The organism is Enterococcus silesiacus, from assembly GCF_001886225.1.
Taxonomy (GTDB): domain Bacteria; phylum Bacillota; class Bacilli; order Lactobacillales; family Enterococcaceae; genus Enterococcus_L; species Enterococcus_L silesiacus.
On sequence record NZ_JXLC01000043.1, the window covers coordinates 1 to 12,328 of the forward strand.

Genomic DNA, 12,328 nt, shown 5'->3' on the forward strand with positions numbered 1-12,328 from the left:
TAGTAAAAGTAACGGAAGAAATGATGATGGAGCAAGACGGAAAAAGAGTGGGCGGAGATAGCGATCATTGGATATATTTAACTAATTTTAAAGCGTATAATGAAGGATTTTTATTAGGTGTATATTTGCACTTTCCATTTGATGAGGAAGACTTGGCGCAAGCGTATCAAACGATTTGTGTGGGAAATGAGTTTGTGGATGAATTTGGTTATTCGTATGAANATATGATAGTTTAGAAGCTTATATGAGTTATCCAGATGAAGTGGTTTGGGTGATTGCAGAAAATATGGGAGCTGAGATAACTATTATTGAATTAGATGAAACAGGAGTGAGCGACCATGAGAAGTTTGGATATGCTTTGGTAGATTTGGGATATTATGATATTCCTGAGCATTTGGCGAATTATATTGATTATGAGGCTATTGGGAGGGATTATGATTTAGGGACTAGTGGGGAGTTTGTTGATATTTCGTTGAGTTTGAATAATGATAAAAAGTTTTTTGTTTCTTTATCTGACTTAATGTTCTAAAATAGAATTTAAAAGAATGATAATAAATGTATTCAATGATTATACAGATAATATTTCAAGATAAATAATATAATTTAGGAGGATGATTTATGAAGCGTATTTTTATCTCACATAGTAGCAGTGATAAAGCTTTCTACGCAGAACATTTAGTTAAAGCTTTGAACAACAGTTTAGGAAAAGATAAAATAGTTTTTGATGCACATACTTTTGAAGAAGGAGCAAAGATTAATTTAGAGATATCAGAATGGATTGAAAAAACAGATTTATTTGTTTTGTTATTATCCAATAAGGCATTAGAATCAGAATGGGTACAAAAAGAAATTATGCAGTCTGAGTTTCTAGAACTAAGTAATCCGGATGAAGAACGTATTTTTCCAATTATAATTGATCCTAATATCAATCATGAAGATAATAGAATTCCAGAATGGTTAAAGCAATATAATATTAGAATGATTACAAGTCCTAAGAAAGCGGCTCGGCAAATTATTTCACGAGCTGTTGAAATTTCTTGGATGATTAATCCAAGAATAAAAGAAAAAAATAATTTATACGTAGGAAGAAATGATAAAATGGAGGAATTTGAAGATAGAATGGATAACTTTAATTCCGCTAGACCTAACATATTAATCGCATCAGGAATTAATTCAATTGGTAGGAGGAGTTTTTTAAAGAGGGGATTAATAAAAATAGATGTCATAAAAGAAAGTTATTCAATGCCTATATTGGTTTTGGATGGACATCAAAGTATAGAGAACTTAATACTTTCAATAGAAGACCTAGGTTATTCTAATATTAATACAGAAAATTTAATGACAAAAACCATTGAAGAAAAAATTGATATTGCCTATCAAATCTTATTGGATGTAAATAATTCAAAAGATATTATTTTAATTGAAGACGAAGGCGCAATTGTATCTCATTATAGAGAGTTAACTCCTTGGTTTGTGGAGTTATCTAAAAAGATTGCTAAGTCTGGAGAATTTAATGATGTTGTGTTGTGCATTGCATCCAAATATAAACCTATGTATAAACTACTTTATTCATTGCCTAATATATTTAGTCTTCAAATCGACGAATTAAGTAAAAAAGATAGAAGTCGTTTACTGATGAGGTATTCAAAATTAATTGGATTAAACATAAATAACGAAGATTTAGAAAGCATATCCAATTATTTAACTGGATTACCAGAAGAAGTATTTTTTTCAGCAGAGGTAGCAAAAGCGGAAGGTATTCATTATTTAAAAGAAAATACTGACATTATTACTAATTTTGGGGATGATAAGGTTATTATACTTCTTTCAGAATACAATGATGATGAAGTAGCTTTACAAATTCTAAAATTAATATCTTTATTTGATTTTATAAGTATTGAAACTTTAAATAACTTGCTGAATAAAGAAAAAAAATATTTAAAATATATAGAAAAATTTCTTGCTGGAGGAATATGTTCCTTTATTGGCTCTAGATCAGAATATTTAATTATGAACACTGCTATAAAAAATTATTTTTCAAGACAACATTTAAAACTAAACAAAGAGTTTGAACAAAATGTTTCAACATTTGTTAAGTCTAGTATGGAAACAAAAGATACCTATTTTGATTATGCAGATAGAACTTTTATTTTCCAACAAAAATTGAAATTATCAAGCGAAATTTCTGATGAGATGCTTATCCCTTCTTTTTATTTGAAGACGATGAAAGATCTTTATGATAGTAAATCTAATGATAAAGATGTTATTCAACTTGCTGATAAAGTTCTAGAAGCATCTACTTTTTTAGATCCATATATATTAAGTGAAATTAGATTTTACTTGTGTAGTGCTTTAGCCAGACAGAAATTGAATAGATTTAATGAAGAAATTAGACACATTAATGGGGCGCAACATAATTTTCTGTACGGATTTTATTATAGGCACATAGGAAATTACGAAAAGGCAATAGATAGATTGTTATCTTCTTTAGATGAATATCCAAACTATGCCCAAGCTAAAAGAGAACTTGTTTTACTTTACAACAAAACAGAAAATTATGAAAAAGCGTTTGATATGGCGAAAGAAAATTACGAGAATAATAGAAGTAATGAATATCATATACATGCGTACTACCAAGTTTTATCTTATGAAAGAAGTAGCAGGTTTTCCGTAGACGAAAAAAAACCTATAATGGAAAAATTATTAAAAGACATAGAAATAATCCCTTCTGACAAGGCAAAAAATATGTATTTAATTATGTCTGCTCAGTATGAACTTTACATGAATGATAATATAGAAGGTGCTGAAGTTTTTGTTGAAAAAGCTGATAATCTTTTTCCAGATAGCATATACGTATTGTTGTTCAAAATTGATTTCTTTGAGAAGACTGGTAATTTAAGGGGACTAGAATCTGTATTAAAAAGTATGAATAAATTCAATTCTAAGAATAGTAGTTATTATACAGATTTTGTGAAATGCAAAATTTTTATTGAAGCTTTAAAAGGAAATCAAGGGAACGCCAACTCCTTAATTAATAAAATTAATTTAAATGAAAGAGCAAAGAAGGCCCTTAGGAATAAAGTACAAGGAATTATGAAAGTGGAAATTTAAGATATAGTTAATAAAATCAACCAAAACCCCCTGTCTGAAAAGAACTTGACAGGGGTTTTTGGTAGGGAAAATGGTAGGGAACCATATCATTTTCAATGAAAATCAAGCATTTTAAAAGTTGAAAAACGTTGATTTATCGGCATTCCCCATCCTTATTATGTTGGCTCTTTATTCCAGTTCAATCTGAACGGGTCTTTTTATTTTATTCAGTGCTTTTAGTGCCATTAGTACTCCTTTGCGATGAGAGATCAAATTCTCTCATCGATGCTATTTTTCTTAGCTAGCACAAGCCGTTATTTTTTGATCTATTGATTATGAATGCATTCAGTTTTCAAAGATCAAGTTGTTTTTGTAATTTGTATACGCGTATCGAATTACAAGACTTATAATAGCATCTGTTTTTCGATAAATCTATATAAAAAGGCTTTGTAACAACGTTTTGAGTAACGATAAATAATTCGATACACTTTCAATTTTGTTGAAATTTGATATAATGAGAAATGAAGGAGTGGACAGTATGGCTAAATCAGATTTAAGAAATAAACTTCTTAATCTTCAAGAAATTTTAGATATGGTTGATGAAGTGGTAGGCTACTCTAGCTTTGATGATCATGTAATAGGTGAAACAACATGGCGTAAATATGTGAGGTTATACAATGAATTTAAGAAAGAAGAAGAAAAAGTTAAAAAAGTTGGTCAGACTAAAGGGTCAAAATATTATTTATCCGATGTAGAAAAAGTTATTCAGTACAATATGAAAAGGATTGAGAATAATTGGTTTGATAAGACAACATTCGTACCAAAAAGAAGAAATGTTGTGACTGTTCCCAAAAATACTTCTAAGGAAAATAAAGAATTATACAGATATTTAAATTCTTATTTGGAGCCAGAAGAAAGGGTAGATAGAACAACTTTTATGGAACTGGTTAAGAACAAAAGAAATGAAGTTCCTGAATTTACCAAAATTCCAATTGTAGAGATAGCTAAATCAATTAATGAAGAAAGAGTAGAAAAACAATTTAATGTTTTTGACACTGATGATAAGTATGACTTTCTGAAATCATCGCAAATAGAAAAAGATTTGTTTTTGAAATTATTTGATCTAGATGCCTACCACTCAATTCTTGAAGACGTTAATGATAGTGAGCGTGATCGACGTTATAATCGTAAGCTTGAGTACATGATTAATAATCCGATAGTTTTTCTAAAAGAAGAGCACCGCAAACATATTATAGCGCTTGCAAAAGAAAAGTTTTGGGGAGAAGAAGGTTCAGCCTTTTTGGAGGGGGGTGCGGTTGGTGAGTATTATGAAGATTTTCATGGTGAAGATGAAGAGTTGTTATATGGTGGTGTCGAGTTAGGAGAATTTCCTAATACTAGCGAAAAATATTGGAGAGAAAATAATGAGTGCGAGAATGAGTCGAAACTTGGGGATGATGATCTTTTGATGTGAATTAACTATAAAAAAGGACAGCTTTAGTTGGCTGTCCTTACGGAATGTAAATAAAGGTGAGTACAGATGTAGCTACGAATATATTATTACAAGCATTTATTTCTATATGCATTTTCCCGTTAATAAGCTCTATTTAATAAGCCTACTTATCCTGATAAAATGATGAAGCTAGTTGACAAATGACTGCACCTAGAAACGGTTATTGTCTTGCTGGTGAGGAGTTACTTATATATAGTTATTGTCTTGATTGTATGCGAAGATGTGCGATCAGCGATTTTATTATCATTGGTCAAACTAATATGATTTTAGTTGCAATTTGTTTGCTGTAGAGTTAAGGACTGATGATTAGACATCTAACTCTAAAATACTATTAAAAACCTCTTGCGTTAGTGTCACGTCACTATGTGCCTCTAGTCGTTTGTTTGCACTTTGTCGTCTAAGTAAAGCTTGTTTTTTGGAGATGCTACGTTGTTCGCCATTCACTGCTGCATTTTTCCGTAGTGGTGGAATATCAATTCGTGCGATTACTTTCCCTTCAATAATCGCTTGTACTGGCATTGGATAAAGTTTTTTAGGGACGGTGACCTTTAACTTATGGACGAGTGCTTGTGTCATTATTTGTGCATCTTCTCTATGAAGTACAAAGGATAATGCATCAACCTTTGCATAGTTGATATGAATTTCAACTTTTACAACATCAGCGAGTTGGTATCCGATAAACACTGTATTCATTGTCGCATATCCATGAGAAGCCGATTTTAAATGACTAAAGAAGTCGTAAGCAATCTCTGATAAAGGCATATTATAGATTAAGGTTACTAAGTCCGCTTCATTTTTCATTGTCTGAAAAATGCCCTTATGTTTCTCTGCTAATTTCATAATCGCACCCAGACTGTCATTGGGCGTTGTAATCTCAGCTTGAACATATGGTTCTTCTACGTCCTCAATAAGTGAAAAGTAAGGGAAGTTAACTGGATTATTCACAACCAGAACATCTTGCTGCTGTTGGCCTTTTACATGAACCTGATAGGTTACATTCGGGGAAGTTGTCAACACTTCTAATCCATATTCTTTTTCTAAGCGTTCACGAATAATTTGCAGGTGTAATATTCCTAAGAAACCACAGCGGAAACCAGGTCCTAGAGCAGTCGAGGTCTCCAAATTAAACTGAAACGAGGAATCATTCAATGCTAATTTTTCGATAGCTAATTTCAATTTATTATAATCGTTATTTTTAGGATAAAAGCCAGCAAAAACCATTGATTGCACTGGTTCATAGCCTTGGATTGGTTGATTTGTTGGCACTGAATAATTTGTCAAAGTATCCCCAATTCGAACTAAATGTGGCTCTTTCAAGCCAGTCATAATAAATCCAACTTCACCTGGATACAGCTCATTAACTGGTACCATACTTGGTGTGAAAACCCCTAATTCATTAGCCGAGAAGTGCTGTTCATTAGCCATTAACATTAAGGTAGTATGTTTCGTGATGATTCCATCATAAATCCGTACGTAGGCAATGATTCCTTTAAATGGATCGAACAATGAATCGAAGATCAGAGCTTTTAAGGGCTGTTGTTTTTCTCCACAAGGTGCAGGAATTCGTTGATAAATCGCTTCTAAAACGTCATGAATACCTAAACCATTTTTAGCCGATATTTTTAAAATAGTCATGTCTGTAAATTCTTTATCTAGGTTTCTGATTTGCTGCTCAACCTTCGGCACATCTGCAATAGTACTGTCAATTTTATTGATGACAGGAATAATGGTCAGGTGATTTTGTTTTGCCAAACGATAATTAGCCACTGTTTGAGCCTGAATACCTTGGGTAGCATCAACGAGCAAAAGTGCTCCTTCGCTAGCAGCTAAACTTTTCGACACTTCATAAGAAAAATCAACATGTCCAGGCGTATCAATTAGATTATATTGATAGGTATTGCCATTATCTGCTTTATATAAATTTTGAACTGTTTTTGATTTGACAGTGATACCATGAGATTGCTCAACTGCTAGATCATCCAGCAATTGATTTTTAGCTTCACGATCGTTGGTTGTCCCAGTTAGTTCCATGATTCGATCAGCTAAAGTAGATTTTCCGTGATCAATATGTGCAATAATGGAAAAATTTCTTATCTGTTCTTGTTTCATAGTAATTCCTCTATTCTGTCAGTTTGATTTGTACTAAAAATCCATGCAAATAGAATTCAAAGGCTTTGACTGCTTCTTCTTCCAAATTAAATTGAAAAGCGTTGAATTCTTGCTTTAACGATTGATGATTGAATTCCTCTAAATTTGCCATATTCAAAAGTCCACTAATGATGGCACTTTGAATAATAAATAAGTGACTAGCATCTTGAGGAGTAATATTCTCAAGCTTACTAGCAATTGTTTGTCCTAATTGGATAACTATGTCATTCAACTTTTTTCTTCCAGCCAATGTTTGATTGATATTGGCACGGCCTTCCAAAACTGGTCCTCTCAAAGCATTAAGTCGAACTAGAACAATCTGTTCTTGAACTAAAAATCTTGTTTCATCTAACAACACTTTCTTAAATTCACCAATTGTTAAGATTTTTTTATCAGCAAACAGTTGAATCAATGTAGAAAAATATTCTTGATAACCTATCAAAAGCAACTCCATAAAGATGCTTTCTTTTGTTTCAAAGTAGTTAAAGAGCGTTCCTTTTGCTACCCCTGCTTTTTTTGCAATTTCAGCCATCGAGATATCGCTAAATGATTTTATTTCAAATAGATGTAATGCAGCTTCAGCAATTTTTTTTGACTTCTCTGCTTTTTCTTTACGTGTCTTAATATTTGCCATAGTAAACCCCTTTTCAGTATGTGTAGTGGTCTTGAAATTAATTATGAATAAGTCGGAAAACTAGAATGTAGTATTTTTCTATTATTTATATTGAGATGATTGGTTATCGTGTCCAAAAATGACTGATGGTCATTTTTATAATAACGCACTTAAATTTATTCGTCAATATAAAATATTTCTCTGTGCAATGATGCTCATGGTTTTGGTTATGCTCTGTATGTTTTATTTGGCTAGAAGAAGGTTCGGTATTTTTAGATGGTGTGCCAGCTGATGAGTATTATGAAGAGGCTTATGTTAAAAGGTGATGATAATTTTTATGTAGAGTTACAATAGTATAGATACAAAAGAGGCTAGAACCAAACTAAAAAAACAGTTTTGTGCCATTCTTTGAAACCGAATAGACGTTTTGTATCGACCTCTTTTGTAATAATATACAAGTTGATTACTGACTACTTTCGTAATTCGTCTGTGCCATTTGTTGTGTTAATAAATTAGTCATTTCTTTAGACGAAGAATCAGAGTAAAATTCATTCACTAGTTCAACAAGTGAGTATTCAGTATTAGGCGATTCTTTTGATTCAGGTAAAATTAAGATTTGATCGTCTTTTACTTGAAACTGTATCGAATATGGAGACTCTCCTTGATTGACAACATAATCATCACCATTATTTGTATAGCCAATTACTGGCATGATTGTTGCGGTAGGCCAAATTTTTTGAGCGACTAATGCAGCGATTGTAACTGGTTTTAAGTCAGGTAATGGAGCTGTTTTTTGTTTGTTCGTAGGTTCTTTTGAATTCTTAGTTTCCAGTTGTCCAAAATCAGGTTCATCCCAGACAAATAAAGCATGTTTATTTGTTTCTAATTTCAAGGCTTGGCGAGTATATTCATTGCCAGATTCTTTTGAAGAAACGTGATTCCAGTATCCAACGAAAATATTATCATAAACAACTTGCCCGCTAGTAGGCTTATAAAACGTTAATTGATCCTCTTTCTGTTCCTTGTTTATATAGGATAAGATAATTTCCTCTACATTATTTCCTGTACCATCTGTTTCAGTTTTATAGGTAAGAGGATAGAAATTAAATGCTTCATTTTTACCATAGCCTTTATCACTGTTATTTTTATATCGCTGTTCTACTTCTTTCATGATGGTGTCTGTTTTTTCTAACTTCGATATTTCACCTAGTGTAAGAGGCTTCTTTTCTTGTGCATTTTCATGTTCTGGGTTGGTGTGGTCATAGTCTATAGGATAATCTAATATTAATGAAGCAATTTCATTATTTTTGATTAAATATAAATGAAAGACACTAGCATCTTTTGCGTTATCAAGATCATCTGAATCTACTTCATACCAAATTTGGAGCTCTTTATTATCAATAATTGAATTTTCAACAGTTAATAATTTTCTTTCTTCTGCATTATCTTTCTTTGTTGTTGTAGATTGTTCATTATTTTCTTTTACCGTATTTTTTGTTGAACAAGCGCTTAATAGAAAGATACAAATAAGTATCGTAACTAGTGAGGTACATTTTTTCATATTGAAACCACCTTATATAAGATTAAGCATAAAATACTAGGTGACAAATAACTGCCACCTAGAAACGAGTATTATCTTGCTGTTGAGTGATTACCTGTGATAACTGTGGTTGTAACAACATAGTTATTGCCCTGTTTCACTACAAATACACCAACTGACATGTCAGTATATCCTTTTGCAGCAATATTAGAATAGTGCATAGCAGCCGATGTATTTCCTGCTAGATATGCAGCACGTTCTTCTTCAATGTATTGTTGGAACATTGCTTGTGCAATTAGCTTGGCTAACTCGCTTGAATCGCCATTCACTTTAGATGCTGAAATTGTAGATTGAGAAATATTTTCTGTTGTGTTCGCCATCTGTGTATCGCCTGTGTTATAAGATAATTTGTATGTGCCATCCTCCAGATCGTTTTCTGGTCTAGCATGATCGAAATTGTACATTACCTCGACTGCACGAGAAGAAGTACGATCACCGACTTTATCATCAGTAGTTAGGTTTGTTTGATTGTAGTTGTAATTCGCTTGTTCTGCTTGAACCATTTTAGCGAATTCTTCTGCTACCTTAGATGTCAATTCAGCATCCGTTAATTCACGAGCTTGTTCAAGTGAAACGGCTGTATCATCTTTACTTACTTGATTTTTTATATCAGTAATTTTTTTATCAGTAGAAGATAAAATATTATCAATAATCGGATCGGTTGTAGTAGCTTTTTTCTTATACGTAACAGTAGTAGTGTAAGTTGTTACAGTATCTCCGTTAGGTAGCGTTTCAACTGATTTTACTGGTGTTGATTCTGATACTTTTTCATAATCTGTTAAGTCAGTGAGAACTTTTCCAGATTCGTCTACATTGATGGTTACATGTTTATCAGTATTTACATTTTTGTGATAAGTGATCGTCGTTGTATAGGTTGTCACTGTATCACCATTAGGTAACGTCTCTACTGTCTTAACGGCTTCTGATTCGGAAATCTTTGTGTAGCCAGTTAAATCAGTAATAACGTTGCCAGCTTCATCAATCGTAATCGTCACATGCTTATCTATATTGTTCGTTTTACGATAAACAATTGTTGTAATTTGAGTCGTTACAGTGTCACCATTAGGCAAGGTTTCAACTGTCACGCTATTATCACGACTTAGTTCAACATAATTAGCCAAATCTGCTTCATCAATTGGATTTCCTATCTCATCAATATGATAGGTTACGGATTTATCTGTGTTGATTGTTTTATGGTAAGTAACGGTTGTTGTATAAGTGGTTATTGTATTCCCATTTGGTAAGGTTTCAACTGTTTTAACCGCTTCTGCTTCTGATACTTTTACATAGCCTGTTAAGTCAGTTAGTCTGTTTCCAGCTTCATCAACGTTCACCGTCACGTATTTATCTTCATTAGATGGCGTTGTTGTACCACCGTTATTTATTTCTGGCAATTCCTTCTCTGTGTTATTCGCTGTATCGTTTGCATTGGTTACTGGTGTTTCATCTGGTAAATTTTCTACAACATTATTGGCGGAGTCTTTAATCTCTTCAAAATCTTTTTTGCTTTGGTCGGCTTGTTGATCTAGTTGTGCAATTTGCTGATCCAGCTGTTCAATTTTATCTTTTAATGTCGTAATTTGTGTATCTAATTCTTTGAGACATGCTTCAAAATCAGCTAATTGTTTTTGAAGTTTTTTTGCTTCTGCTACTGTTGAAGCTGTCACCGTTTCAGGCAAGCTATTTAGTTCTGTTTCAGCTGTTACTAAAGCTGCTTGAGCAGCTTCTACATTCGCTCGTGCTGTGGCAAGTTCAGCTTCTACAGTTGTTAATTGTGTTGTTGCTGTATCGTAGTTAGTTTGAGCAGTTGCCAAGTTATCAGTGGCTATATTTAATTCATTTTGATAGGCTGTTAAATTCGCTTGTGCAGCATCCATTTCTAATTGCAACGCAGCTAGTTTTGCTTGAGCTGCTGCATCATTTGCAGTGGTTGCTTGTTCTGTTAAAGCATCCATTTGTGCTTGTACATCATTTACACGATTCTGAGCAGCATCTGCATTTGCTTGAGCAGTTGCAAGTGTCGTTTGTGCAATTTCTAGGGCTGTTTGAGCAACACCTTGAGCTGTTGTAGCCTCAGCTACTTTAGCTTCTGTATTTGTTACAGTAGCTAATTGAAGATCATAGGCTGTTTGTGCCTCTTCCACTTTTCGTTGCAAGTCATCACGTTTCGCTTGTAAATCTAATAAAGTACCGTTATTGCTTTCATTAAGAGCTGCCAGTTCTTTTTCAACTTCCTCTTTCTCTTTTTCAACCTGTTCCTTATCCTTTTCAACTTCTTCCAGTTGAGATTCAGCCTGTTCTTTATCTGCTGTAGGATTTTTTGATGGCGTTGAAGGTTTAGTTATTGGAAGAGAAGCATTGGGTTTGTTGTTAGTACCTGTATTGGTTTTAGCAGGTTGATTTGTTGTAGCTTGTCCAGCAAATGGCTGTGTTGTATCAATTTTATCATCGTTGTTAAGTTGTGTTTCGCTAATAACTTCTCCTACTGCATTAGTCACAGTCATTTTGGAGCCATCAAAAGAAATCGTTGTTCCAACAGGTACAGAGTATTGAGAGCCTAACTCAAATCCATTAGCGGTCATTAGGGTTTCCCATTTTACGTTCACAGCGAGCGCAATATTATAGAAGGTATCTCCTTCAACAAATGTATAGGATGATTGATTTTCTTTTAGTGTAGCTTTGATTGTTTCCACTGAATTAACTTGCCACTCAGCAGCTTGTACAGTTTCTGACTCTACTAAGAATGCTCCACCAAATAATAAGGTAGAAAATAGCATTCCCTTAATCAGCCAGCCTTTCTTTCCTTTTACCATCTTAGCGCGGTATTTTTGTTCAGTTGCATTAACCATGTTCTTGTTCTTCGTATTTTTCATAAAATACTCACTCTCCTTTTAATATTTACTGTATTTTTTCTGAACAAGTACTATTATATCACGTTAACGTACTTTTAAGAACTGTAAATGATGTTTAATCGTACTTTTGAGATGTGATATTTTGAGCAGAAACAGTTTAACCTTAATTATTAGGAAGACAAAATTAACTTTAGAGGTGAATAAGATGCAGCTTGATAGTGAAGTGTCAAAAAGAATTAGAGAAATTCGCATCAGTAAAGGCATGAGTCAAGAAATGCTAGCGCAAAAGGCAGATATCAATTCAAATTTCTTAGGTCGAGTGGAACGAGGAGTTAGTAGCAATCTACAATTGAAAACTCTTGATAAGATAATTTCAGCATTGGAAATTGATTATCCTACTTTCTTCTCTTTCAATATAGAAACAGCAGATAAGAAAACAAGAATCATGAATAAGTTATCTTTATCTTCTCAGCAAGATGATATTTTAGATGTCATTGATAGCATTTTAGATA

The 12,328-nt window shown here is 33.0% G+C and carries 10 protein-coding genes; 6 read left to right on the forward strand and 4 right to left on the reverse strand.

The genetic code is table 11. The annotated features are described in order from the left end of the window. From RV15_RS19020 to RV15_RS18910, 5 genes are all read left to right on the forward strand, one after another. A partial coding sequence (locus RV15_RS19020) for an antirestriction protein ArdA (protein ID WP_425429323.1) occupies positions 1-221 on the forward strand: 221 nt, incomplete at both ends. A gap of 65 nt (positions 222-286) precedes the next feature. After that, a complete protein-coding gene (locus RV15_RS19025) occupies positions 287-529 on the forward strand; it encodes an antirestriction protein ArdA (RefSeq protein WP_245791443.1) in 243 nt (80 codons plus the stop codon). Between the two features lie 89 nt (positions 530-618). Beyond that, positions 619-3,111: a toll/interleukin-1 receptor domain-containing protein gene (locus tag RV15_RS18055; protein WP_071879379.1), complete on the forward strand. Its 2,493-nt coding sequence runs from the start codon at positions 619-621 to the stop codon at positions 3,109-3,111. A 517-nt stretch (positions 3,112-3,628) separates the two neighbouring features. Then, on the forward strand, positions 3,629-4,564 hold the full coding sequence (locus RV15_RS18060) for a hypothetical protein (protein WP_071879380.1): 936 nt from the start codon (positions 3,629-3,631) through the stop codon (positions 4,562-4,564). Positions 4,565-4,743: 179 nt separating this feature from the next. After that, the gene (locus RV15_RS18910) at positions 4,744-4,893 is read left to right on the forward strand and encodes a hypothetical protein (RefSeq protein ID WP_217265841.1); all 150 of its coding nucleotides are present in this window, start codon (positions 4,744-4,746) and stop codon (positions 4,891-4,893) included. Positions 4,894-4,909: 16 nt separating this feature from the next. On the opposite strand, the gene lepA is transcribed toward RV15_RS18910, so the two are convergent. The 4 genes from lepA to RV15_RS18080 form a co-directional block, all read right to left on the reverse strand. Beyond that, positions 4,910-6,712 (reverse strand): translation elongation factor 4, encoded by a 1,803-nt coding sequence (gene lepA, locus RV15_RS18065; RefSeq protein ID WP_071879381.1) that lies wholly within the window; start codon positions 6,710-6,712, stop codon positions 4,910-4,912. 10 nt (positions 6,713-6,722) lie between these two features. Then, complete coding sequence (locus tag RV15_RS18070; RefSeq protein WP_071879382.1) at positions 6,723-7,385, reverse strand: TetR/AcrR family transcriptional regulator; 663 nt, start codon at positions 7,383-7,385, stop codon at positions 6,723-6,725. A gap of 442 nt (positions 7,386-7,827) precedes the next feature. Continuing rightward, positions 7,828-8,925 carry a hypothetical protein gene (locus RV15_RS18075; protein WP_071879383.1) on the reverse strand — a complete coding sequence of 366 codons (1,098 nt, stop codon included), beginning with the start codon at positions 8,923-8,925 and terminating at the stop codon, positions 7,828-7,830. A gap of 71 nt (positions 8,926-8,996) precedes the next feature. After that, positions 8,997-11,837, reverse strand: coding sequence for a LysM peptidoglycan-binding domain-containing protein (locus tag RV15_RS18080; RefSeq protein ID WP_071879384.1), 2,841 nt, complete (start codon positions 11,835-11,837; stop codon positions 8,997-8,999). 184 nt (positions 11,838-12,021) lie between these two features. Here RV15_RS18080 and RV15_RS18085 point away from each other — a divergent pair. Next, a partial coding sequence (locus RV15_RS18085; protein WP_071879385.1) for a helix-turn-helix domain-containing protein occupies positions 12,022-12,328 on the forward strand: 307 nt, incomplete at its 3' end.